This window comes from Streptomyces sp. NPDC090106 (assembly GCF_044747265.1).
Classification (GTDB): domain Bacteria; phylum Actinomycetota; class Actinomycetes; order Streptomycetales; family Streptomycetaceae; genus Streptomyces.
The window spans coordinates 31,433-54,871 of sequence record NZ_JBIVDS010000025.1 but is presented as its reverse complement, the minus strand read 5'-3'; the positions used below and the strand labels follow the sequence as shown (position 1 = coordinate 54,871).

19 protein-coding genes and 1 pseudogene are annotated in these 23,439 nt (G+C 68.3%); 4 read left to right on the top strand and 16 right to left on the bottom strand.

Translation table 11 applies throughout. From position 1 onward, the window contains the following. Positions 1 to 28 precede the first annotated feature (28 nt). The 5 genes from ACIPSE_RS44740 to ACIPSE_RS44720 all read right to left on the bottom strand — a co-directional run bounded on the left by ACIPSE_RS44740 (position 29) and on the right by ACIPSE_RS44720 (position 7,977). Positions 29 to 1,162 (bottom strand): hypothetical protein, encoded by a 1,134-nt coding sequence (locus ACIPSE_RS44740; protein ID WP_401675455.1) that lies wholly within the window; start codon positions 1,160 to 1,162, stop codon positions 29 to 31. Positions 1,163 to 1,250: 88 nt separating this feature from the next. Further along, a complete protein-coding gene (gene fxlM / locus ACIPSE_RS44735) occupies positions 1,251 to 3,332 on the bottom strand; it encodes a methyltransferase, FxLD system (RefSeq protein WP_401675452.1) in 2,082 nt (693 codons plus the stop codon). Between the two features lie 21 nt (positions 3,333 to 3,353). After that, on the bottom strand, positions 3,354 to 4,628 hold the full coding sequence (locus ACIPSE_RS44730; protein WP_401675449.1) for a lanthionine synthetase C family protein: 1,275 nt from the start codon (positions 4,626 to 4,628) through the stop codon (positions 3,354 to 3,356). Next, positions 4,625 to 7,579 (bottom strand): lantibiotic dehydratase, encoded by a 2,955-nt coding sequence (locus ACIPSE_RS44725; protein ID WP_401675446.1) that lies wholly within the window; start codon positions 7,577 to 7,579, stop codon positions 4,625 to 4,627. The genes ACIPSE_RS44730 and ACIPSE_RS44725 overlap by 4 nt, the downstream gene beginning before the upstream one ends. A 218-nt stretch (positions 7,580 to 7,797) precedes the next feature. Then, positions 7,798 to 7,977 (bottom strand): FxLD family lanthipeptide, encoded by a 180-nt coding sequence (locus ACIPSE_RS44720; protein ID WP_016825826.1) that lies wholly within the window; start codon positions 7,975 to 7,977, stop codon positions 7,798 to 7,800. A gap of 780 nt (positions 7,978 to 8,757) precedes the next feature. On the opposite strand from ACIPSE_RS44720, the gene ACIPSE_RS44715 reads away from it, so the two are divergent. Both ACIPSE_RS44715 and ACIPSE_RS44710 read left to right on the top strand, forming a co-directional pair. Beyond that, positions 8,758 to 10,041 carry an XRE family transcriptional regulator gene (locus ACIPSE_RS44715; RefSeq protein WP_401675443.1) on the top strand — a complete coding sequence of 428 codons (1,284 nt, stop codon included), beginning with the start codon at positions 8,758 to 8,760 and terminating at the stop codon, positions 10,039 to 10,041. Further along, positions 10,038 to 10,598, top strand: coding sequence for a GNAT family N-acetyltransferase (locus ACIPSE_RS44710; protein WP_401675440.1), 561 nt, complete (start codon positions 10,038 to 10,040; stop codon positions 10,596 to 10,598). The genes ACIPSE_RS44715 and ACIPSE_RS44710 overlap by 4 nt, the downstream gene beginning before the upstream one ends. Before the next feature lie 364 nt (positions 10,599 to 10,962). Here ACIPSE_RS44710 and ACIPSE_RS44705 read toward each other — a convergent pair whose 3' ends face one another. Beyond that, positions 10,963 to 11,202 carry a hypothetical protein gene (locus tag ACIPSE_RS44705; RefSeq protein WP_401675439.1) on the bottom strand — a complete coding sequence of 80 codons (240 nt, stop codon included), beginning with the start codon at positions 11,200 to 11,202 and terminating at the stop codon, positions 10,963 to 10,965. A gap of 78 nt (positions 11,203 to 11,280) precedes the next feature. Between ACIPSE_RS44705 and ACIPSE_RS44700 the strand changes: the two genes are divergently transcribed. Next, positions 11,281 to 11,589: a hypothetical protein gene (locus ACIPSE_RS44700; RefSeq protein WP_401675437.1), complete on the top strand. Its 309-nt coding sequence runs from the start codon at positions 11,281 to 11,283 to the stop codon at positions 11,587 to 11,589. 64 nt (positions 11,590 to 11,653) lie between these two features. Here the strand turns inward: ACIPSE_RS44700 and ACIPSE_RS44695 are convergent, their stop codons facing one another. From ACIPSE_RS44695 to ACIPSE_RS44670, 6 genes and pseudogenes are all read right to left on the bottom strand, one after another. Further along, a complete protein-coding gene (locus ACIPSE_RS44695; protein WP_401675434.1) occupies positions 11,654 to 12,058 on the bottom strand; it encodes a hypothetical protein in 405 nt (134 codons plus the stop codon). 187 nt (positions 12,059 to 12,245) lie between these two features. Then, positions 12,246 to 12,572 carry a hypothetical protein gene (locus ACIPSE_RS44690; RefSeq protein ID WP_401675432.1) on the bottom strand — a complete coding sequence of 109 codons (327 nt, stop codon included), beginning with the start codon at positions 12,570 to 12,572 and terminating at the stop codon, positions 12,246 to 12,248. A gap of 432 nt (positions 12,573 to 13,004) precedes the next feature. After that, positions 13,005 to 13,337, bottom strand: a complete 333-nt coding sequence (locus tag ACIPSE_RS44685) for a hypothetical protein (RefSeq protein WP_401675430.1) — start codon at positions 13,335 to 13,337, stop codon at positions 13,005 to 13,007. A gap of 405 nt (positions 13,338 to 13,742) precedes the next feature. Then, entirely contained in the window at positions 13,743 to 14,249 is a 507-nt protein-coding gene (locus ACIPSE_RS44680; RefSeq protein WP_401675427.1) for a hypothetical protein, read from the bottom strand. Positions 14,250 to 14,366: 117 nt separating this feature from the next. Next, entirely contained in the window at positions 14,367 to 14,999 is a 633-nt protein-coding gene (locus tag ACIPSE_RS44675; protein WP_401675425.1) for a hypothetical protein, read from the bottom strand. Between the two features lie 35 nt (positions 15,000 to 15,034). Further along, positions 15,035 to 15,241: pseudogene (locus ACIPSE_RS44670) on the bottom strand (transposase); the annotation flags it as partial. Between the two features lie 43 nt (positions 15,242 to 15,284). Between ACIPSE_RS44670 and ACIPSE_RS44665 the strand changes: the two are divergent. Beyond that, a protein-coding gene (locus ACIPSE_RS44665) for an IS5 family transposase (RefSeq protein ID WP_401675477.1) occupies positions 15,285 to 16,093 on the top strand; the annotation gives its coding sequence in 2 pieces (ribosomal slippage) (positions 15,285 to 15,632 and positions 15,635 to 16,093; 807 coding nt in all). A gap of 65 nt (positions 16,094 to 16,158) precedes the next feature. Here the strand turns inward: ACIPSE_RS44665 and ACIPSE_RS44660 are convergent. The 4 genes from ACIPSE_RS44660 to pglZ all read right to left on the bottom strand — a co-directional run bounded on the left by ACIPSE_RS44660 (position 16,159) and on the right by pglZ (position 23,430). Then, the gene (locus tag ACIPSE_RS44660) at positions 16,159 to 17,073 is read right to left on the bottom strand and encodes a transposase family protein (RefSeq protein ID WP_401675423.1); all 915 of its coding nucleotides are present in this window, start codon (positions 17,071 to 17,073) and stop codon (positions 16,159 to 16,161) included. Between the two features lie 131 nt (positions 17,074 to 17,204). Further along, entirely contained in the window at positions 17,205 to 19,337 is a 2,133-nt protein-coding gene (locus tag ACIPSE_RS44655; protein WP_401675420.1) for a DEAD/DEAH box helicase, read from the bottom strand. Then, on the bottom strand, positions 19,334 to 20,662 hold the full coding sequence (gene brxD, locus ACIPSE_RS44650) for a BREX system ATP-binding protein BrxD (RefSeq protein ID WP_401675417.1): 1,329 nt from the start codon (positions 20,660 to 20,662) through the stop codon (positions 19,334 to 19,336). Before brxD ends, ACIPSE_RS44655 begins: the two co-directional genes overlap by 4 nt. Continuing rightward, positions 20,659 to 23,430, bottom strand: coding sequence for a BREX-2 system phosphatase PglZ (pglZ, locus tag ACIPSE_RS44645; protein ID WP_401675414.1), 2,772 nt, complete (start codon positions 23,428 to 23,430; stop codon positions 20,659 to 20,661). The genes brxD and pglZ overlap by 4 nt, the downstream gene beginning before the upstream one ends. Between the last annotated feature and the right edge of the window lie 9 nt (positions 23,431 to 23,439).

Below are 23,439 nucleotides of genomic sequence, written 5' to 3'. Positions count from 1 at the left end.
CGGCCGAACAGCAGCACCGACGGCACCGTCACAGCCGCAAGGGTTGCCTCCCTCCGGGTTCTGAGGGACGTGCGAGGCTTTCCCGGATCACGCGGTCGCTGGTGCGCAGAGCCGCCGTCAGTTCTCCTCGCAGCTCGTTTGGGAGGGTCCTTGAGCCGAGTGCGCAGGCGCGCACCAGCGCGCGACAGTGCCGCATTTGCCGGTCCGTGGCGATCTCGGTGAACAGGGGGTGAGTCAGGGTCTCGCGGGCCGCGTAGCCGTCTTCGGCGTCCGTCGTCCTGCGGTGGAGGTCCTCGACGATGCCGTGCGCGGCGGGCGCTCCGGCGGAACCGATCGCGTCGAGGACCGTAAGTCCGAGCCGGGTGTCGAAGACGGTCATCCCGGGTTCGGCCTTCCGTCCGAGGTAGGCCATCACCAGGTCCGGCAGGTGGCCGTCGGTCGGCTGCCCGGCGTCGCGGCGGCACAGAACCGTCAGGCATGCCGTGACGGCTTGCTCCCACGCATCGCCGGGCACCGTGTCGGCAAGGAGGACAGCGGCCCCCGCGGTGTCACCCGCGACGAGGGCGGCGAGGACGGCAACCTGCCGCCCGTCGAGCATCCGCTTCCCGATGCCACGGTGGGCTTCGATGTGTGCCAGCGCCTCGGCCCATCGCCCCTCGGTGGTGAGGGTGCGCGTACCGTCCGCGAGGAGGACGCGCCACAGCCACGCGCGAACCTCTTGGCGGTCTTCGCCGGTCGCAGTGAGGTTCGCAGGTACGTTGACGCCTTCGAACCGGGCGGCTGCGCCCGCCTCGACGGCCTTGTACAGGTTGAGGAGTCGCTGACGGCCCTCATCGGGGTGGCCGGCGCGGATCTGGAGGCGAGCGAGGTTGACGACCGGTTCCAGTCCGCGAATGGCGCTCATGCTGGGCAGGGGGCAGGCGTGGAGGTAGGCGGCGGCGTGCTGGTGGCACATCTCGCGGGCGAGGTCGGGGAGGTCGAGGTCGGAGGCGATGAGCGCGGCCTGGTTGTAGACGGCCGAGGCGATCCCCTGGTCAGTCTCATTCACCGCATTGTCGGCCAGGTCGACGAGTGCGCGTACGCGTTCAGGCAGGGGCAGGCAGGCGGGTCGGAATCGGGCGACGAGTGGGAAGCGCTGGGCTGTGGAGCCGTGTGGGTCCATGGATCCCCCTTGTCGAGAGTGAGGAATGCTGAGGCGGCGGTGCCCGCCAGCCATGTGTCGACGGGCACCGTCCGCTACGCGTGGGGCGTCACTGCCAGTCGACGACGATGCGGTTCAGCGGGGTGTCGAGAGCGAAGAGGCCAGGGCGCCGCTCGATGCTGAGGGCGTCGAGGGGCTGGATCTCGAACGTGGCCTCGCGGCTGCGGTATTCGCGGTCCCAGGTGCGGATGGCGTCGGCGACCCTCGCGGCCAGTTCGTCGCTGCCGGGACCGTGGCCGATGACGCCGAACTCCCAGAGCTTGCCGCCCGCGGGGGTCCTCTTTTCCGACAGCCGCCGCGCCAGGTAGGTGACGGCGCCCTTGTCGACGACGGCGGTCGACGAGGGGTAGGGGTCCTCGGTGAGCAGAGTGCCCTTGGCGCTCTGGGGGAACAGCATCCGGATCAGGCCGGAGGGGAGGGAGCAGGTGAGGAACAGTTCCATCCACTCCGGCGATTCCATGGCGCGGACCGTCATGCCGGTCCACTCCTCGGTGCGCGGCTGGTCGAGTACGCCTGCGAGGGCGTCGGCGTCGATGTTGAGTCCGGCGGGGGCCTGGAGTCGTACGGTGGCGTCCGTGCTGAGCGGGATCACTCGGCGGTCGTCGTCGGCGATGCCTCGCCGAAGCGGCATGAAGGTGTTCATCTCGCTGCCGAGGGACACCCACCGCCCGTCACGCTGCTCGTAGGCGATGGAGCGGGACACCGTGCCCTTGAGGCGCTGGGGGACGAGGAGCCGGCCACCAGGGGCGAGTTGTTGCAGCCAGGCGTGCGGTACGCCGTGCGCGCCGACGGTAGCGATGATCCGGTCGTACGGCGCTGCTTCGGCGTAGCCGAGCGCCCCGTCGCGGGTCACAGCCTCGACGTTGGTGATCCCGGCGGCGGCGAGGTGCGCACGGGCGCCTTCCACGAGGTCGTCGTCAACATCGAGGGTGGTCACGTGTCCGCTCTCGCCGACTAGATGGGCGAGCAGACCGGCGTTGTAGCCGGTGCCGGCGCCGAGTTCGAGGATGCGCTCGCCAGGCTGGGCTTCGAGCTGGTCCAGCATGAGGGCGACGACACCGGGCTGGGAGGCGCAGGAGATGGACGTGCCATCGGTGTCGTACTTGATGTGCACCGGTGCGTTGGCGTAGGCGTCTTCGAGCGACGCGTCGGGCACGAACACATGGCGGAGCACGGTCCGCAACGCGGTCTCGACAGCGGGCGTACGGGCGTGTCCGTCCACGCGGAGCTGGTCGACCAGGGCGTTGCGGAGGCGCGCGGCGTCCGCCGTGTCGGTGGTGATCGTGTCGGTGTTCACCGAGCCGACGCTATCGATGTCGGCCGTTGCCTCGGTGGGCGACTCGGTGTGGTCACTCGTTCCCATGACTACCTCTCGTGCGATGTGGGACAGAGCGCTCTGGTCGTCCCGGAGGAGACCGGCGCGGTTGGCGTGGAAGATCACGTGGTGGGCGATGACGGCCCGCAGGCCGCGGGTGAGAGCGCCGCGGCCTGCGAGGTCGGCGAGCGTGGCACCGGCCCGCTCGAAGGCAGCCACCCATTCCCCGTGAGCGTGGAGTGGACCATCGGGGCGGCAGAGGCTGTGGGCGTCCGTGGTCATGAGCTTGCGCATGGCCGAAGCCAGTGCGGCGGCTCGTTCGGACGGTTGTGGAGCGGTGGCCGGTCGAAGGATCGCGACCTTCGCCCATACGTCGCCCTGTTCGAACCAGTCGAGTCCAGCACCACGCATCATTACGCTCGTCAGCAGGACGGCGGTCTCCCGGCGTCCCAGGCGCATCGAGCTCGGCTGGTAGGTGAGCAGGTGGCGGGAGTCCCTGTGGAACAGTTCGTGGGCTGCGCCCATGGCCTCCGGGCCGCCAAACGTGTCGGTCTCGGGCTCGTAGACGCAGGGCAGGCACGACACGGCCACGCCGTCGCCGATGAGATCGCTCAGGAGTGACTCGATGGCTGGTGAGGGCTTGTCGGCGAGGTAACGCAGCGGCCAGGGCTGCTTGTTCATGAACCACCAGCCGGTGAGCTGTCCGTCGGACTCGGCCTCGATCAGGGTGGGGCCGAGGCGTTCGGCGATGGTGCGCCGGGCAATCTCGCGGTCGACGAAGGTGATGTTGTGCTGCTGCCAGCGGTCGGGAGGCATGGAGGTCCTTCGGTCGGTGGATCAGGCGATGAGGAGGCAGGCGTCCCAGGCGGACCGGGGTGGTGCGGCGGTACTGGGCGCGAGGAGGGCCAGGGCTATGCCGGCGGCGCCGTCGAGTAGGCCAGGGCCGCTTTCCTCGTCCTGGATGAGCGCCGTGGCCATGAGCTCGAGGTCGGTGCCCGGTGGGATGACCTCAGCCAGGAGAGCTGGGATCGCGGCGTGGAGTTTCTCCGCGGTCGAGGGGCGGGCGTCGTCAGCCGTACGCGCGGCAGCGTGGGCGAGGCCGGCGAACCCGTGGCAGAGGCCGTTGTCCGTCGTGGCCTTCAGCTGTTCGGGGTCGGTGAGGGCGGCCACGAGTGCGTTCTCCGCGTCGATCTGGCGGCGGGTGTCGCCGAGGGCGAGCGCGGCAAGTTGCTCGGCGCGGGCGAGGCCGGCGGTGCCGTAGCACCAGGATGGCCGCCGGGGCGCAGACGGGGCCAGCCGCCCGCTTCGCAGCTCTGCCTGAGTGACCCAGTACGGCCAGACCGGTCCGCCGTCGGCCTCCTCCTTCCAGCGGTCCAGCCAGGCCAGGATGGTGTGCAGCGCTGGGTGGTGCCCGTCGGTGACGGAGCCGTTCCGAGCGGCAAGGGCCAGGAGTGCGAAGACGCCGCCGATGCCGTGGGCCATGCCGGTGTTGGCGTGCCCGCCGGGGAATCGGTCGTCCGGGTTGCCCGAGGGCCCGGTCTCCGTCCACCAGCCCGGAAGGGTCTCGCCGTGGTGGGGGATCGGTTCGGTGAGGCGCACGCAGTAGTCGAGAACGGCGCGTGTCGTGGAGCTGCCGGGGTTGCGGCGTAGTAGGTAGGCGCCGTATCCGGTGAGGCCCCGGATGGCGTCGAACTCGGCGAGCTGCGGGAGGCGTCCGGCGTCGATGCGGCGGTGTGCGGCGTCGAGACGGCGCCCGACGTCGACTGCGATCTGTGCGTCCATCGCGTCGAGGGCCCGCTGGTAGGAGCCGGGAAGGTGGTCGGCCGCACAGGTCAGGGCGTGGGCGAAGGCGGGCACTCCGTAGAACGGGTGGCTGTCCGGGCCACTGGTGAGCGGCTGCCGGGAGGCGGCGGCGAGCCAGTCGTGGGCCCGGTGCCACGGGCCGAGGCCGTTCGCGGCCAACTCGATGTGCAGGAGCACGATGCCGGGTGGCCCGTAGGCAAGGTGCTGCCGGTCCGAGCACAGCGTCCTGGAACCGTGAGGCAGGGTCTCGGGGTTGGCGAGCCGGGCGGCGATGGCGTCGACCAGGCCGAGCGTGGGGTGCGCGTTCACGAGGCCCTCCCCTTGGTGCGGGCGGTCCAGGCCAGGGCGGCGGCGCGCGCCAGGTAGAGGCACACCTCTTCTTCCGGGAAGTTCACGGCGACGTGGCGCACGAAGTGGACGTGCAGCACGGATGTCAGGACGTCGTCGACGGCGATGCCCTGGGTGTCCGGGCCGGGCAGGTGCGGCCGGTACGCGGCGAGCGCCGTATCCCGGTCGGCCCATCCCGACACGATGGCGTCTCCGCCCGGGACCCTGCGCAAGGCCGACCAGTCGTCGCTCGGGTCGGCGAGCCGTACGGCCTCGGTGAACTGCGGGCGCGGAACGGGCACGGGTGCGATCGGCGAGACATGGTCGATCAGCCACCGCATCCCGGCCTCGGTGGTGCCGAGGAACGCAGAGGCGATGGCGACCGTGTGGGCCGCCACCAGCGTGCGCTGACTGGGGCGTTGTGGCTGCGTTAGTTGGGCCAGGACGGCGCGCGAGTCCGCCCGGAACACATCCTCGGCCGCCTCCCATGCGGCGCCGGAGCCCCAGCGGCCCATCTCGCGGTAGGAGGTGGGATAGCGCAGATCGGCCAGCAGGCCGATGCTTCGTAGCTCGTCGGCCCAGGCGCTCACCGTTCGGGCCGTGTCGGCGAAGGCTTCCGGGTCGGGGAGGGCGATGCGTACGCGGAGGTGTTGGTTCGGGTCGCGGAAGCGGATGAACCACCATGGCGGGTTGCCGAGTTGTTCGAGTAGGCCGGGCAAATGCCGGGAGAGCAAGACGTCTTGGCGGCGGGGGTCGCCGTACAGGGCGGCCAGAAGAACCGAGGAGGCGGCAGGTGTCTGCATCTGGGTCGCAGACAGGGCACGGGCCCGGCTGGGGGCTGGCAGTGGCGGCCAGGCCGACGGCCTGGTTGCCTTGAGGGGCACCACGATCTCGTGGGCTCGCCCGCCGCACCAGCCGTACGCCTCCGGTTGCGGGGCCTCGACGAGCACGGCCAGGCGCGTACGGTCGAGTTGCTGGCGCAGGAGTTTCCGGTGGCCGGCCTCGCCAAGGTCGAGGAAGAGGCGCCGGTCGTCCTCTACGAGGTAGACGTGGCGCGGCTGCCTCCGCAGGGCACGCCAGTTGCTGAGCGCGGCGTCCCACTCGGCCCGAGGGTGGGCACGGCCGGGCAGTTCGGACGCTTCCAACCGCCAGCGCGCCGGGGCCAGCACGGTCCGGCCGTACCGCAGACGTGGAAGGAACGGCATCGCCGCTGCGGCGCCCCAGTCGAAGACGGTGACCTGCGCGCACTGGGCGCGGGACAGCTCGGTGAGGAACCGCACCAGTGGCGGGGTGTGGGTGCGCAGGTTCAGCGCGTGCATCCCGACGGCCTCGACACGGTGGCCTCGCTCGGGGACAGCGAGGTACATGCGGCGGCCGTCGCACCCCACAGCCAAGTCCTCCGGGGTCAGGATGGTGTCCTGCGGGGCGCGGTGCTCCTGAAGGCTGATCACGGTGGGTAGAACCTGTGGGGAGCGGGTGACGTGGGCGCTCTCGGGGAGCAGGGGCGGGAAAGAGAGCTGCGCGGGCACGGTGTTGCCGTCTGCGGCCGGGAGGTCGGAGAGCTCTGTGACCAGGGCTTCTCGGTCGGCGGGGCTCACCACGCTGAGGAATCGGCCCATGGAGACGCCGACACCACGGGAGACGCTCACGACCTCCAGCCGGAACCGTCCCCGCTGCAAGTCCTCCAGGCTGGCCGCATGCACCCGCACCCCGATCTCCAAGTGCGGCGGCAGCCGGGGCTCGTCGGGACCCACGTCCAGGGCCTCGATCTGTTCGTCCGTGAGGATCACTTCGTCACGGCCGTCGAGCGCGGCAGCCTGGGCCAGCCGTACGAGGGCGTCATCGCGAGCGGAGACGCGGGGCCTGCGTGGGCTGGCCGGAGCGCCTGGGTAGCCGTCGGGATAGCTGGTGCCGCTGTCCGCGACGACCTCCGCGAGCGGCACCATCGTGCCGATGCCGTAGCGCTCGTAGAACCGCTGGTGGTACTCGTTCCAGGCGGCGGTCCCGTACGGGCGGCTGCTCAAGCGGATCAGGATGAGAGCGGCGCGCTCGATCTCTCGGGCGACCGCTTCCGGCAGAACGATCTGCGTGTCCAGGCGGAGGTCGAGCGCGACAGGGTGGCGGCGCAGGCCAGGGACGAGGTCTCGCATCCGCGCCGCGACGCTCTCCCGGCCGCCGCGCATGGCACATTCCTTCAAGCCCGCCCGGACTGCGTGGAGTTCGCGTACGGTCTCCGCGACCGGGGCGAGGCTTCCAGCGTCGACTGCGTCGAGTTGGCCCACCAGATACCCGAGGGCATCGGTCTCGGTGCTCGGAGCATGAAGGCCCGTGATCAGCACCCGCCACCGGATCAGCTTCGCCAGCAGTTGACGCGCCTTCTCGGCACCGGCCTCGGGGAACTCCGCCTGGAGCTTGTCCACCAGGGTTCCGAACCGGATCGGCAGCCGGGCCGCGGCAAGGACCGCGCGCACCGGTCCGGTCAGGGCCAGCGACGCCTCGACCGCACGTGTCCGGTCGTCGTGGACGTCGGGCTGGAACGGCACGACGAGCCGCTCTCCCCGGTACGTCACGGTGTTGTTGATGACGACGGGCAGTCGTTCGCGCAGGTCCGGACACAACTCCAACCGCTCGACGACGGCAGCCAGCCACTCCGCACCCGCGCGGCCGACGGCCACGTGCTCCTCGCCCCAGTCGGACCGTGCCTGAGGGCCGAACTCCGCGGTGGCCACGCCGGCGAACAGGCCGAAGGGCGTCGCCCGGTGCTGGGCCCGCAGCAGGTAGCGGGCCACGGACAGCGCTGCGCGCTGCACGTCACGGAGGGCGGGGCGCTCGGCCGTACACAGGGCCCGTACCTGCGCGGCCAGGGCCGGGCTGGAGTGATGGAGTGCCTCGGCGACGTCGTTGTCCGCCCACACCGCGCGTAGCCACGCCAAACGGGCAGACGAACCGCTGGGCGAGCAGTCATCAAGGTCAGGGCATGGAGGAATCGGCAGCGAGGACCGGGCCACGGCGCGCACCAGAGCGGTGAAACCGGTGCGGAACGCAGCGGTCGGAGCAACCACCAAGTACCTCCGTAAGGTGAGGGGGCCGGCGGCTGGTGCCGCCGCGCGCAGACGCGGCGGCACCAGACCGGGGCGATCTGGGGTCCGGGTCAGGCAACGTTGGTGGTGCAGGCGCCGCAGGTGGACCCGCAGTTGTCGTCGGTCAGGTTCACCAGGCCCGCCGGGTCGGCGATCTCGACGAGGGAGACGTCCAGGTCGAAGCCGTCCGACGCCCCAGGGATCTGCGGGCGTACTTCGGTGCGGCTGGGAACTACGGTGCTGCGCGTCATGCTTCAACTCCTCGTAATCGATGTGGTGTTACTGGGCTGGAGCGCCCACCAGGTGCCGCCGCGGGAGCGTTGCCAGACGGCTGCTCACCGGACGGTGCCTGGCTGCCCGGCAGGAGGGGACGTACTCCGCGTAGGAAGTCCTTGCGGGGCACTTGCCTCACGCCGGGAAGTCATGTGCCGGGCTCCTGATCAAGCGAATGCCGCTCACCGCTCCATGAAGTGGGCGAGCGCCTGGTCCTTGCAGCGAGTGAGGTACGGCGCGCGCGTGGGTCCACGACCCCGACACAGGGTCGATTCGCACCCAGCCACCCAGCCGTGAGGCGAATCCCGGGACAGGGAGTGGGCCTGGAGGCGTTCGCGATGAGCTCCGCGATGATCAGCGCAGAACGGCCGGCGAGACCGTGGAAGTGCCACACGCCAAGGGCGTCCCGGGCGAGTACACGGCCGACCTTATCCATGGACAGCTCGCACGGGGAGGTCTGGCTATCCGTGGGACGGCCGACAGAGAGGGCCTCAAGTGGATCTCCCAGACTCGTCATTGGGGTGGAGCTTTCGTGTCGTCTCGGCGCCCGACCGCCCCTGCGAGGGAACCTCAGGCGCGGACCGGGCCGTCAACAGCCACCCGCACGGTGAGGGCGCGGCAGGCGACCAGCACTCAGACAACTCCCTCTCCCAGCGCGCTGGTTAGGACGTTCAGGCGCCCAGTCGACGGACCCACCTAGGGCGTTTTGACCTTTCCTTTACCTGGCAGGCGAGGGCTGCGAGGGCTACCGTGCCCGCATGGACGCCACCCGCAACACCGTTCTAGAGGCGTGGATGATCGAACACGGCTACAGCTCCAACAGCCTCGCCGAGGCCGTGAACAGGGCCATTGAACGGTTGACCGGGCACCCTGGAGGACTCGACGGATCATCGGTCCGGGCATGGAAAGCAGGCCGGGTCGGTTGGCCAAAGTCAGCCGCCCGCACGGCACTTGAGGACATCACCGGATTACCCGCCATCGCCTTAGGGTTCGTGCCACGGAGCCGGCCTTCGTCCACCCCGGCCCGACCGCAGCAGGAGGACCCCGATATGAAGCGCCGCACCCTCGTCGGCAGCATCGCGGCGGCTGCCGCCACAGCAGCCGCACCCGGCACCCTATCGCCGCGCCGAATCGGCATGAGCGACGTCAACCGCCTCAACAAGCGCTTCGCCGAGATCATCGCCAGCGACCACCGCCACGGCGGACAACTCGGCATCGAACAGCGGGCCGCAGCCCTCGCCGACGAGGCACTCAACCTCCAGAACGCCGGCAGCGCCACCCAGCGCGTACGAAGCAACCTCTACGCCTCCGCAGCCGCCTTCCGCTCCTCCGCGATGTGGGCCGCCATCGACGGCCAGCGCTACGACGTCGCCAAGGCACACATGCGCGAGGCCCAGGCCCTCGCCGAGATGTCCGGCGACCAGGCGATCAAGTTCCGCATCTGGAGCCACGCCGGCACCATGTACCGCCACATGGGCCGACCTGCCGACGCGTTCGCCGCCAACGACGTCGCCCGCAACCTGCACCTCACCCGCCGAGACCCCCTGTTCGCTTCCCTCGGCCTGGCCCGCCAGGGCGCCATCCACGGCACGGCACATGACCGCACCGGCACCCGCCGCGCCTTCGACCAGGCCCAGGACGCCATGCTGCGCGCCGACCCCACCGACTACCGGCCGGTGTGGATGCTCGCCTTCTACGACCAGGCCGAACTGGACTCCCTGGCCCTCTCCGCACACCTGGCCCTCGGCGACTACTCGACCGCCGAGTACCACGCCCACCGCTGCCTGTCCGCCCTCCGACCGCACATGATCCGCTCCCGCGCCATCACCACCACCCGGCTCGCCCACGCCCAGCTCGCACAGGGCGCCCCCGACACCGCCACAACCACCGCGATGAAAGTCCCCGCCGAAGCCGCCACCCAGCACGCCCGGGTCACACGCATGCTCCAGGAGTTCGGAGCCGCACTGCGCGCCACCGCACCGGGCAGCCCCACCGCGCAGACCTGGACCGAGCACACCGCCACCTGGAGGATGGCCGCATGACCACGGCGCCCGCCATCGAACTGCGCACCTTCACCACCCTCGACACCGCCCGAAGCGACCTCCTCGACGTGTACGCCGACGTACGCGCCCCGCTCCTCCACCTGCCGAACTACGCCGTCACCGCGTTCGGCGAACGCCTGGACCGACATGGCACCGAGCCAGGCTTCACAGCCGTCCTCGCATACGCCGACGGGCACCCGGTCGGCTACGCCTACGGCAACACCATCGAGCACGCGAACCGCTACTGGCAGCGCACCAGCCCGACGCCGGCCGAGAAGTACACCGCGCATCCGGCCCTGGCCCTGAAGGAGATCGGCGTCCGACCGACCTGGCGGAAGACCGGCACCGCCCGCCGCATCCACGACACCCTCCTCACCACACGCAACGAGCCGTACGTCACGCTCATGGTCAACCCAGCAGCCGGCGACGGAAAAGTCCACGCGCTCTACAAACTGTGGGGGTATGTAGACATCGGGCAGAGCCAGCCGTCACCGGCATCGCCGGTCCTGACCGTGATGATCCAGACCATCAACAACCAAGATCAGCCGTTGAATTGACACACCTTGCTGGCTCAACCTGCAGGAAGGCTGGTGGCGCATCTTCTACAAAGCCGCCCTCGCCAGCCGATCATTCGCCAACCGCGACGACATCGAACACGCCACCACCCTTGCAACCAGCCAGCTCAACTCCCGTGCCAACCCCTGGGTCTGGGGCAGACCCGCACCGCCAACCCGCCGACTACGGCGCCATGGCGGCCGCAGCATCAACTTCGTCGCATTGCTTCAACCGCATGATCGGACAGCTCTACCACTGCCTACAGAAACGCGAGCTCTTCGACGAGCAGTCCCCGTTCCTCACGGCGTCGTCCTCGCCGACGGGGGCAGCGGCTGCCTGACCTGTCGCATGGAAGGTTGAGCGGTCCTACCAGCCCATATCCCGGGCCACCTCCGCCTGCGCGGCGGCGATCTCCTCGCTCGTCGAACCGGCGATGTCGGCATCGACGTTGTACTCCAAACGACTCAGCAGGTCGACCAAGGCCTGCTTCTGCGCGGGATGGGTGATGGGGACTGCGTCGAGATCGGTACTCATCAACCAGTCGAACAGGACGACGGCGTCAGCATGCCACAGCCGCACGTTCACGGTCGGCAGATCGGATTCCATGACGCCTATCGTGCCTTGTCAGGCGCCGGGCGCACCCGCATCTTGCCCGGGAGGCCGACAGCAACCGACTATTCGAACATGAGACCTCAAGTCCAGGCATTCGTCGCCGACGGCCCGCTCCCTGACTGGGACGCGAGCGAAGAAGAGATCGACAGGCGCATCGAGCAGCTCGAAGCGATCCCGAAGCCGGTCACGGGGGAGGAAGCCCGGGCGCTCGTCACCTGCTTCGGTCCGGACGACTGCTACGGCGTCGCTTGGACGCTCCTCCACCTCATCGAGACCGGCCCGAACCCTGTCCTGACCACCGACCCCGGACCGGACGCCAACGAATGGCATCAGCGGCTCTTCGGCCGTGCCGTGAACGGAGGCCTCATCCCTCGAACTTGACGGCATAGCAACGTGAGGTGTCTTCCTCACCCTGGGATGCGTACTCATCTGCTGGCGACGCCTGTCACAGCCGACCCGATCCCTGGCCCTCTCCCAGTAGCCATTCCCGGACCGACGGAGCTTGGTCAAGAAGCTGTCTGACCTGCATTCCCTCTTCGCGTGAGGTCACCTTCGGCAGCGGGACGAAGTCGTCGGGGGTGACGTCCAACCAGCTCACCACGCGGTCTCCCGTACGCAGAGCGATCAGCAGTTCCCACCGCACGTGATCGGGAACGTCAGGGCGGTGGGACAGGATGTGCCACAGGGCCGGCCACAGATAGTGGGTGCCGTCGGGCGCCACATTCGCCCGCACCCACGTTGGATCCAATCGCTGGCTCAGGCAGAGGACTTCCGCCCGCTCCTCCAGCCGGAACAGCGAGGCCGAATCGATGACCTTCACCTCGCGCGGCAGCGGCCGCTCAACGTTCATCGCCCCATGCTCCCCGACAGCAAATTACGTTGGGCACCCAACCCCAAAGAGTCATTCCGTTAGGAGTTCTAAAGAGAAGGACACTAACTTGACCAATTGATCAACGACCCCCCAGGCGCATTTCCATCACAGGAATGTCTGGGGCCTGCTCCGTACCGCAGTCGTCGCGGTACGGAGCAGAAAGATTTCAGGAAGCGCTCGGCACCTTTTGACCCTTCCTGGAGGAACAGAAACGCCGTCCGAGTTCCAGTGCACCCTTTGCCAGCAGCACGTTCAGGATGGCTCCAGCACTGGTGATGACCATGACGTAGAGGTTGGCCCAGGGGGAGACCGTGTTCGGGTCGCCGAGGAGCAGGGAGAGAGGGCTGACCATGATGACCGCCACGAGCAGTACGCTGCCCGGGAACGACGCCAGGTAGAGCGCCGCGGAGGCGGAGGCGGAGTATCCGCCTGCTTGGGTCAGGAACCGGACGAGGCCCAGCAGGAAAACGGTGCCAGCATAGGCGATTCCCACATTCCTCAAGGTGAGTTGACCTCGGGGAGACTTCATTTCCATACGCCTTCCTGAAGGGGCCGTTCCGGCACGGCAGTATGTTATCACCGGACCGGCCCCTTCTATTTTTCTCGGCAGTTCAGCGAACCGCAGCCGTCAAGCCTTCATGATGGCTTTGCGAAGGTTGTTCGCCAAATCGTTCCAGTAGCCGGTTTTGGCTACTTCCCAGAGAACAATGCGGGCACGATTCCGGCAGTGGCGCCGATTGCGGCGAATCCGCCGAGGTGGCCACGGATCTCGAGCTTCATCCTCCCCTTTTTCTTGTAGAGGTCGAAGCCTATCCAGCCGCCGGGCCAGTCGGGATGGCCGAACGATGTCGGCGTACGGACTTTTCTGGCCCAGGCAAGATTTCCATGAAGCAGGGGTGTGCCACCGTGCGCCGGTAACGTTCCGTCACAAGTGGCGGCGTCGGAGCAGGGCCATGAGGATGACGCGGTGGCGGAGCAGCGGGACGCCCGCGCGTCCAGCCATCAGCCGCTTCTGGAGCTTCAGGTCGGTGATTCGGCCCTCGTTGACACCGGAGTTGAACGGGGTGGTGATGCCCTGCACAACAGCCGCCTGGTCCTCGCGGAGCGCACTGGCCAGGCTGGCCAGTGCGGGAAGACGGGAGGCCGCGAGGTGATCGAGCCAATCGGGCAGCGGGGTGGCATCGCGACTTTCGAGCATGGCGGCGAACTGACGCACCAGACCGTGGGTTCGCTGCAGCTCCGGGCAGTGCTCGAACACGGCAGGACGACACACAGGGCCTCCTCCGAAGCGGCGCTGACTGAGGACGTGCTGAACGGCAGGTCTGTGGGCTCGCTCAAGAATCAGGACTCATGTGACTTCAGTGGCGCCCGCGGGCGCAGTTGCTCCACGGTGGGGTGCGGCCCTGTGTTCACGGTTGCATCCAGGCGGCGAAGGCATCGACGAGGCCGGAGTAGAACTGATCGCCAGGCACGGAGCCTGGGTTCTTGCTGGCGTCGGGCTATGTGACTACGGGGGTTTTTGTGGCGTCGTTTTTGGCGTGCCGTCATATCGGCGCCAATAGAAAATGGTCCTACCGGCCCGTGGGCAGTGCCAGACCTGAGTCGCATCAGCTCTGACCGTCAGGGGTCGGTGGTGCGGGGTCCCTCGTTCAACGCAGATGCGTCACAAAAGCACCATGATGCCCGCGACCACAAGTGCCACCAAGGTGACCGCGAACGGGATGAGAAGGAAGAACTCAACCATTCCCGGGATCCCCGAGGCCTCGGTCTCGCGGATGTCCGCAGGTGGGCGCCTTTCCGCCTGGCTGCGTCCCTGCTCCAGTATCGCGATCACCTTCCGGTGACGGCCGAAAGACGGCCAACGGCTGAACGCGTTCACGCGCACGCGCCGGCCATCGGCCAGGTCGAGGGAGAGCACGCCTGTTCGGGGTTCCCAGTCGATGGCTTTCAGCATCTGCCAGGGGATCTCGTAAGTGTCGAAACGGTTGCGGACCACCAGGACGGACTCGCTTGCGGACACGGACGGCACCAGCTGAGAACGAGCGATCCAGATCATCACAGAGAGCAGACTGATGATCGCCGACACCTTCAACACGCTCGGCTCGGACAGCGAGCGGATGCCCGCGACGCCCGCAGCCGCAACAGCTACGACGCCGATACCTGCCACCATTCTGCGGTCCCACCAAGGAGTGATCCGTTCCAGACCCATCATTGCCTCATTCCGTTCCCGCGTCGTTCTTCCCGGGCCCCAACTGGGGCCCGGGAGAGCGACAGGCCATTGTGCCTGTCAGTTGAACCAGCTCTTGACGCCTCGCCAGGCGACGCGCGCCCCGTTCCCGATCGCCCGCCCGGCCGCAGCCGTCTTGCTGCCGATCCAGGTGGCGCCTGTCACGAGGTCGCCGCTCTTGGCCAAGGGGATGATGCCACCCGCGATACCTACGAGAGCAGCACCGCAGCCCAGGCTGATCGGGTCGGCGCCACAGGTGTCGATCGCCCGTACGAGGCCAACAGCGGCAGCCACGACGCCCACGGCGGCACCAGCAGGCGTCGGCCCCATGCATGCCGCCGCGATGCCCAGGCCGCCGGCGGCGATGCTCATCGTGTCCGCGACGTCGTCGCTCAGGAACAAGTGGTCGTCGTCTTCTTCCTCCTCGATCTTGATGTTCTTGGCCTTGCTCATACAGTCCTTCGCGCTACCACTCTGCAAACACGCGTTGAAGAACGAGATCTGGGCCTTGGCCTGATCCTGGTCCGCCATCCTGATCCACGTCTTGTACTGCGGTTCGGTAAGCCACCGAGTGCCTTGGTAGCCGAGGTCCTTGGCCATCCAGTCGTAGACGATCTTGGGCAGCTTCGTTGTCTTCGGCTTGCCGTTCACAATGGATCCGTCGCCGACCTGGGTGCCCTTGGTGTAGTTCACCGTGCGGGTCTTCGGGTCGTAGCCCACGGCCTGCTGCGCTCGATCGCCCGCGAGGAGCGGACGCCGGTGGTGTAGCCGTAGATCAGCAGCCGCGGGTCGTAGGGCGGGTAGCCGCGCTTGTCGGTGTAGTCGGCCCGGATCGCCGTCAGGTCCAGCACGTCGTCGACCAGGTCGGCGACGAACCGGGCGAGGTGGTTTTGGGGCAGCCAGTCGTCCAGCGACGGGGGCAGCAGCACGACCTGGGACGCCATTTCACTTGGTGTGATCTTGCGGCAGTCTGGGGTGATGACTGCTGCGCTCGTCGAACGGTTGGCGCCGGAAGACCTGTGGGAGTTGTTCCAGCGAGTGGTTCCGCCGGCGCCGGAACGCCCGCAGGGCGGAGGGCACCGTCGGCGAGGTGACCGCGAAGTACTGGCGGCGATCATCTTCGTGGCCACCTCGGGCTGCACGTGGAACCAGCTGCCGCCGGGATTCGGACTGTCGGGTGTGACCGCCTTCCGTCGATTCACCGAGTGGACGGAGGCCAGGGTGTGGGCCAGACTCCACCGCCTGGTCCTGGACGAACTCGGCTCCCAGGGTGGGCTGGACTGGTCGCGTTGTGCGATCGACTCCGTCAGCGTCCGGGCTCTCAAAGGGGGCATCTGACAGGACCGAATCCGACCGACCGAGGCAAGAAGGGATCGAAAATCCACCTCATCGTCGACCGCGGGGGCCTGCCGCTGTCGATCGGCATCTCCGCCGCGAACCTCCACGACAGCCAGGCCCTCGTCCCGCTCGTCCGCGGTATCCCGCCCATCCGCTCACGCCGCGGCCCGCGACGCCGACGGCCCGGCAAACTGCACGCAGACAAGGGCTACGACTACCGACACCTGCGGCAATGGCTGTCCTCCCGCGGCATCCGGCACCGCATTGCCCGCAAAGGCATCGAGTCATCCCAACGCCTGGGCAGACATCGCTGGGTCGTGGAACGAACCGTCTCCTGGCTGGCCGGCTGCCGACGCCTCCACCGTCGCTACGAGCGCAAACCGGAACACTTCCTGGCCTTCACGGCCATCGCCGCGACCCTCATATGCCACCGCAGACTCACCAACTGAAATGGCGTCTAACGAGTTGGTGCGTGATAGCGGGTGGGCCGTGTCTGGCCTGGTCGAGGCCTGTTTCAGGCGGTGACGGTGCGGTCGGAGACGAGGCCGGCGATGGCCCGGTAAGTGTCGGGCAGACGGTCGCGGCGATGGGTCCAGCGCATCAGTTGTTTCCAGCGCTTGTGATCGGCCAGGGCGTGTTCGACAGTGATGCGGTCGGAAGAGTGGCCGTGACGTTCGGTTTCCCACTGCTCGACTCTGCCGGGCAGTGCTCCGGGCCGTGGCTTCCTGGGCGGGGTGATGGCTTGTCCTGGATGGTCACGGCTCAGGCCCAGGTACCCGTCGTCGAGTAACACCTCAACCAGGTCGAAGTGTTCGAAGCAGCTGGTGATACCGGCAGCGCGAGCCGCGGTCGCATCGTGCATCCGTCCCGGCCGCAGCCCGTCCGTCCACAGAGTGCGACCTCGATGGTCTGCGATGACGGTGGCCTTCATCGTGTTCTGCTTCTTCTTGCCCGAGACGAACGCCCGCCTGCCGCCGCGGCCCGCCACCGGCCGGCGGACCTGGATCTCGGTGGCGTCCAGCCGCAGCTCGACACCCTCGGCCTGGGCATAGGCGAACACGTCCTCCAACGTGCGAAGCCGCAGGCCAGAACGATCCGGAACAGCGAATCCCCGCTCCGCCAGCAACCGCCGAACTTCACCGACAGCCCGGGTGACCGTCGAGCGATCGACACCGAACAGCACGCCCAGGACTGCATGCGGCAAGTCATGCCGCAGGTGAATCAGCGTGACCACCAGCCGGTCCACGAACACCAGCCGATACCGGGCACCCGCACCTGGCGCACGTTTGCGGACTCCGCCCCGAACCCGCACCCTGCGGCCCTCGGCCGCAACAACCCACGGACGGGCCAACTCCTCAATCAAAGAGGCCAGATGCCCCGTCGAGATGCCCGTGAACAACGGATGCACCAGTACCGACCGCTCGACCATGCCTCTCACCAGCAGAGCATGCCCACCCGCTATCACGCACCAACTCGTAAAAGGTTCGTGTAGCCCGAGGATGCGATTCCCCCGGGCTACACGAACTTGAGATTCTTGTGTCCATGAACAAGCGCGGACTACTACCCGCGAGGTTTACTGAAGGCGGACTTCTCACGCAATGTATCGGCAGCACCTTGGAGATCTGCCAAGCGTGCGGCAAGCGTCGCTTCCGCAAGGCGAGGTGGCAGTGCGGCACTGAACTTCAGGCCGTTCACCGCGCGGGAGTCCACTGAGGGAAGGCACAGCTGATCGGCGGCTTCCGTAGTGGCCTTCTTCCATTCCGAGGGCGTCACGTCCTCGCGGAGCCTGATGCAGGAGTCGGTGGGCCGCTGGAGCGGATCGGCGACCGTGGTGAGCGTGGCGGCGAGGGTGGCGTTCGCCCGGTAGCCAGCCCACGTCCACCAGCGCACATTGGTGTCACGTCCGCCTCGTACGATCACTGTCCCGTCGGGCTGAACCAGCTCCGCGCTGCCTTCACGGGCCTGGGCCAGCGCGGCCTCCGCGCGTCGGGTGACGGAAACCGGCGGATCGGCGCCGAGCAGTACCTCCCGTGCAGCGCGGGTCAGCTCGTACGAGGCGCTTCGGCCCGAGCCCACTCCACCCCACCGTGCCTTGCCGCCGCTCTCGACCGGTTCGACGAAGCATCGGCGGCGGGACCAGTCGATGTAGGTCACCTGCCAGCTCCGCCCGGCGAGGAGCAAGCGTCTTGGGCCCGGCACCTCTTCGGTGAGCAATGCGGGATTGGTCGTGCCAATTTCGCTACGGCCCGACAGGACCGCGAATTCCGGGGGAGCGGTGAAGACCGCGGTGAGATCCATGAAATGCCGGTAACCGAAGCGGCGTTCGGCCTCGGGACCAATGAACAACATGCCTCCGTCCCGTTCCAGATACCCCTCGTCGAGCAGGTGACGCACGATGGGTTCTGCCGAGGGACCGAAGGGGCCGAGCCCACCCCACCATTCCTGCCAGAGCCGGTCTCCGACCCGGTGTTCCTGCAGGCAGAGGGCCAGTACCTGCTGGGCGACGATATGCCGGGGCTCGGGCGGGGCTAGGACAGGTTCCACCCAGCCGCGCGACCACAGCAGGAGCAGGGCTGCCGCACTGAGCAGGCCGTCCTCGTCGACGGTGAGGAAGAGGCAGTTGCGGGTGGAGCTGGGCCGGCGGCCGGTGCGGCCGAGGCGCTGGAGGAAGGAGGCTACGGTGCCGGGCGCGTCGATCTGGATGACACGGTCCAAGTCGCCTACGTCGATGCCGAGTTCCAGTGTGCTGGTGGAGACGATCACGCAGTCACGTGCTTCGGCGAACGCCTCTTCCGCTCGCCGCCGCTCATCCACCGACAATGACGCGTGTGACAAGAACGTGGTCACACCCTTCGCCCGCAGGCCTTCGCCGAGCTTTTCGACCTGACGGCGCGATTCACAGAACACCAGTCGTTTTTCGCCGCGGTGCAGGGCGGCGATCACCGTGACCGCATTCTGCAGCGACGCCACATAGTCGAGCTGGATGTCGCCGGGTGGTGGCAGTACGGGTTTTACCTCGCGCAGATGAGGGGCGACGACCCGCGCCGCGCGCTTCCCGCTTCCCGAGCCTTGCAGCCAGGTGAGCAGCTGCTCCGGGTTGCCCACCGTCGCGGAGAGCCCGATCCGCTGCACCGGGCGCCCGACGACCCGTTCCAGCCGTTCGAGCACGGCCAGCAAGTGCCAGCCCCGATCGTCCCCTGCAAAGGCATGCACCTCGTCCACCACGATCGCCCGCAGCCCGGAGAAGAAGGCCCGATGGTCGACGTTCGTGCTGACCAGCATCGCCTCCAGAGACTCGGGCGTGGTCAGCAGTACATCCGGCCGGTCGCGCAGGATCTTCTTGCGACGCGGCTGTGAGACATCTCCGTGCCACAAGGCAGCGGTCCGTCCCAGCCAGGAGGTGTACGTCTCCAGACGTGGCAGAAGATTGTTCAGCAGGGCCTTGAGAGGACAGACGTACAGGACGGACGTTCCTGTCCAGTTCTCCGCCGCCATCTTCGACAACAGAGGAAACGACGCGGCCTCGGTCTTGCCGCCTGCGGTCGGAGCGAGGAGTACGGCATCCGAGCCGTCCAGCAGCGGTTCGATCGACTCTTCCTGAAGCGGGCGAAGCCCGGGCCATCCCAGGGTGTTGACGATGTGGTGGACCAGTCCGGGGTGCAACCGGTCCAATGGCTCGGGGGCGCCCGTCACGGCAGCTCCAGCTCGACCTCGTCGGCGTTGTCCGCCGCCGCGTTGCGCTCGACCTCGCTCAGCTCATCGGCGTTCAGCGTCAGCGCGTAGTGCTTACGTGGGTCGAAGTCCTCGAACTCGTCCACCCGGTCCAGTACGTCCGCGACGAGCTTGCGAAGGAACAGCCGCGGGGCGATCCCGGCCCGCCCGCCGAGCCTTCCCGTCATCGCGGCGGCCAGCTCCGCCACGTACGCATCGTCGACGAGTGAGGCGACACGCTCAGGATTCCGGGCCGCTCCTGAATACAAGTTTCTTACAGACCGCCCGAGTTCACCCAGTCGTTGGAGGTCGAAACCGGTCAGGCGCAGCTGCACTGCGCGCGGTGAGTCGAAGCGCGGGTCGGTGGAGAAGTCGGTGGCCAGTCGCTGGGCGAGCGGGGGCAACCGCTGTATGCCCTGCTGCCCGTCGTAGAAGGCAGGGGTGCCGGTGATCACCAGGAAGAGCCCGGGGAAGCGGCCTGCGTCGATCTCGTCGAGTAGCTGCCTCAGGGCGTTCAGCCCCTTCTCCCGCACATCTCCCCGCACCCGCTGCAGGGTCTCGATCTCGTCGAGGACCACCAGAAGTCCGGGATGCCCGCAGTCCTTCAGCACGGTGAGCAGCCCCTGGAGGAAGCCGAGTGCCGCGAAGTGGTCGAGGTCTCCGCGTACGCCGGCTGTGCGCCGCGCGGAAGCGGCGACCGACTTCTGGCCGCCGAGCCAGGCGATGACAGCCTCCGCAGTCGCCGCGTCTCCGTCCAGGGTGGCCTTGCGGTAGCCGCGCAGTGCGGCGGAGAAGGCGGGGGTGGTCTGGGCGACGGCACGCAGCCGCTCTTCCGTGAGGGCTTCGACGGCAGCCTCCAACGCCTCGCTGTCTTCGGCGAGTTCGGGCTGTGCCTCGTTAACCTCTTCCTCAAGGGTGTAGAACCATCCGTCGATTACCGAGCGCAGGGCGCTGGCTGGTTCGGTCGCGGTGGTCAGCCGTTCGGTGAGCCGCCGGTAGACCGTCTCCAGCTTGTGAAGGGGCGTCTCTGTCTCCGAGATCTGGATCTCGGCGGTGGCGAGCCCCGCCCGCTTTGCCCGTTCGGCGAGCCAGCGGGCGAAGAAGGTCTTGCCGGACCCGTACTCGCCGCGGATTGCGTGGAATGCCGCGCCGCCTGTCGTGATCGTGGCGATCCGCTCGTCCAGCGCGGGCCTGAAGCGTTCCAGGCCGACTGCGAACAGATCGAGGCCAGACTGGGGTACGGTCCCGCGCCGCAGCGCGTCAATGACCTCGCGTCGGCGGGCCGCGCTCACGGGTGCGGCGCTCATGCGCTCCCCTTGGGCAGTTCGAATTGCTCGCGCAGTGTGTCGCGGTTGAGCCGGACCCGGGTCCGGGAGTCGATCAGGCTGATGACCTCGTAGCCTTCGATGTTCAGCAGCCGGGTCAGAACGGTGACGAAGCCCTCGGGACGAGTGTGCGTGCGGCCGCCCGAAGCGACAGCGGCCGCGGCGACCGCCGCGAGCGAGAGCGTGCCGCCCGCAGCGTCGAGTGCGTCGATGACGGTGGCCACCACCTTGCGGTCAGGGGTTTTGCGGACGAACTTACCCTGCTGCTCGTAGAGCTTGGTGTCGACGACCTGGCGGCCGAGTGTGAGCGGAGCCGGCTCGGCGGGCTCTGTCTTGGCCACGGGAACCGGGACCGCGTCGTCGGTGAAGAGCTCACCCTCCTGCGGCCGGGCCTTCGGCTTGGCTGACGACGTTTTCTTGACGGGCTTGGCAGGTTTCGTTGGTGCGGGGGCTGTCGCCGGCGTTAGCGCGGGCTCTGGCTCCCACCACGGCGGTTGTACCGACTCGCGCGGCAGCTCGGCCCACCCCACGGGCGCGAGGTCGGCAGACGGCGCCAGCACCAGCACCGGCACCGTCATCTCGGCGAGCGCCGCACCGCCGTGGTACCCGGCTCTGCGCGGGGTATAGCGGATCTCTTCCGACCAGGGCACGGTGACGCGGCCGCCGTTCTCCAGCACGCGCGGTCCGTCCAACACGACTTCGCCCTCACCTGCCGTCGTCCCCGTACGCCAGCGGGCCGACTCAACGCCCTCAGCGGCCACCGGCCTCACCTCGGGCCCTTGCCGGTCCAGCACATGACCGTGACCGGACACCAGCACCACCGGACGCCCTTGCCCACGCGCGGAGTTGAGTATTTCGGGGAGGTACTTCACTCGGTTTACAGCCCAGTCGGCGAGTGAACTTCCTTGGCCGTGACCGAGGCTCTCTTCGATGGTGTTCAGAACGACACCGACCACAGCATCCGATGCGATCGCCGCGACCAGCCGCTGATCGAGCAGGTGCCCCGCAGGTCCGGCGATCTCGCTCTTGTGGAACAGGGCTGCAACGTGCGCGTTCTCCTGCCAGAAGGCGGCGAATCCCTCCTTCTCCACGCTCTGCCCCCCCGACACCGGACGTCCGCACAAGAGTGTGGCCCTACTGAGCAACGTCACCGACGGAATCGTCGCGACCGCTGCTGCCCGCCGCCCCCCGCCGGACAGTTCCCGCCACCGCCCCACACCTGTAAGTTCTTCGCCGAGCTGAGCCGCGACCGCGCTGCTCATCCCGTCCAGGACGAGCACCAGCGGCGGCCGCTCGGCCGCCAGAGGCAGGGCGACAGTCCGCATTACATCCTCGATGAGTAGCGCTCCACCGGGCTGCGCAGCACTGGCGTGCTGCGCCCACGGCCCGAGCTCGGCCGCGAAGGCTTCGTCGAGCTCCGCTCGCCGCTGCCGAGCCGCGTCGTGCACGGTGCGGTACGCCTCGACGAGAGCAGGCTCGGCCTCGGCGTCACCCACCCACAGCTGGGCCAGCGCCCGGTCCACCCACCCCCAGTCGGCGACGTGTGTGTGCACGGCCTGGTCGACTGAGGACACCACCGGCTCAGGCGCGTCCAGCCAATACCTGAGCCGTACCGCCATGCGTGCCAGCTCCACCTGCTTCGGATAGAAGACGGCGGCGAGGTGATGCTCCTGTACGTGGTCCCAGGCTGCCTGTGCCTCCTCCGATCCTTCGGTAAGCGCCTCGGCCAGCCGATGCAGCCGTGCCTGGAACCCGGAGGGAAGAAACGGGTTGTCGGCGAGCGCAGATGTCAGGTGGGCGCGGCCTGCCAGCTCGTCGGCCTGGAGCAGTACGTCGAGAACCCGCTGTCGGGCATCGACGCTCTGTGGCCCGCGCCCCGCCGCCTCACCGATCCAGCGGGTCAGCGTGCCTTCCACCGCCCGTGCATAGGCGCGCAGTTCGGAGGGCCGGGAGCCGGCCATGCCGAAGACCGTACCCAGTGCGACGGCCGCGTCGGCCGACGCGGATTTTCCGGTCATGACCGACGCCAGAACACCGAGCGCGGTGGCCTCGGTCCCCCGTCCCCTGAGCGCGAGCCGCAACAGCACAGGGGCAGCCTCGCCCGCGCTCTGCGCCAGCCAGTCGGTGATGCCTTGCTGCTCGGCTTCGGGCAGCGCGGCGAAGCGCTCCGGACCGCCGGGCGTACGGGACCAGGCCAGCAGCGCATCGACATCCACCGACGCCCCGCCCTCGAAGAGGCCTTCGAGCCCGAACCGCACCCCGACGAGTGCTCGCATCGCCGCGTCCAGAGTGAGCACGGCTCCGTGCTGCGGCCAGCCGCTCACCGGTTCGGCGATGATCAGCGCGCCGGGTAGCCACAGCCAAGGGTCCCGTCGCATCCGCGGGTCGAGATCGGCGGCGCCGAAGAGCTGCTTGACGATGTCGGCCTCGTCGACGGCGATGATCTGCGAGCGCACCATCTCGCCCAGCAGATCGAGGCCGAGCCGGTCACCATGCACATCAGTGGTGACCACGAGCAGGTCCGCGCCCTCGGTGGCCATATGAGCCTGCCAGGCATCGGTGAGGCCGAGTACCGAAGTCGTGTGCGTTACCCGAACCCTGCGCCGTTCACCATCGCCGGTCGGCACGGTGAACTCCTCGGGCCCGTCGGGCGCGTACTTCCCGTGGACCAGCACGAGCCGCCGGCCTCTCGTGCGGGCCAGACGCGTAGTGAGTAGCCCGGTGACGACCCGCTGGTCGAGTTCGGGCACTGTGGCTCC

Excerpts from the sequence above, each read along its gene's own strand:
- ACIPSE_RS44740 (WP_401675455.1), bottom strand. The coding sequence starts at position 1,162 with ATGGACCCACACGGCTCCACAGCCCAGCGCTTCCCACTCGTCGCCCGA.
- fxlM (WP_401675452.1), bottom strand. The coding sequence starts at position 3,332 with ATGCCTCCCGACCGCTGGCAGCAGCACAACATCACCTTCGTCGACCGC.
- ACIPSE_RS44720 (WP_016825826.1), bottom strand. The coding sequence starts at position 7,977 with ATGACGCGCAGCACCGTAGTTCCCAGCCGCACCGAAGTACGCCCGCAG.
- ACIPSE_RS44715 (WP_401675443.1), top strand. The coding sequence starts at position 8,758 with ATGGACGCCACCCGCAACACCGTTCTAGAGGCGTGGATGATCGAACAC.
- ACIPSE_RS44710 (WP_401675440.1), top strand. The coding sequence starts at position 10,038 with ATGACCACGGCGCCCGCCATCGAACTGCGCACCTTCACCACCCTCGAC.
- ACIPSE_RS44705 (WP_401675439.1), bottom strand. The coding sequence starts at position 11,202 with ATGGAATCCGATCTGCCGACCGTGAACGTGCGGCTGTGGCATGCTGAC.
- ACIPSE_RS44700 (WP_401675437.1), top strand. The coding sequence starts at position 11,281 with ATGAGACCTCAAGTCCAGGCATTCGTCGCCGACGGCCCGCTCCCTGAC.
- ACIPSE_RS44695 (WP_401675434.1), bottom strand. The coding sequence starts at position 12,058 with ATGAACGTTGAGCGGCCGCTGCCGCGCGAGGTGAAGGTCATCGATTCG.
- ACIPSE_RS44680 (WP_401675427.1), bottom strand. The coding sequence starts at position 14,249 with ATGGTGGCAGGTATCGGCGTCGTAGCTGTTGCGGCTGCGGGCGTCGCG.
- ACIPSE_RS44660 (WP_401675423.1), bottom strand. The coding sequence starts at position 17,073 with ATGGTCGAGCGGTCGGTACTGGTGCATCCGTTGTTCACGGGCATCTCG.
- brxD (WP_401675417.1), bottom strand. The coding sequence starts at position 20,662 with ATGAGCGCCGCACCCGTGAGCGCGGCCCGCCGACGCGAGGTCATTGAC.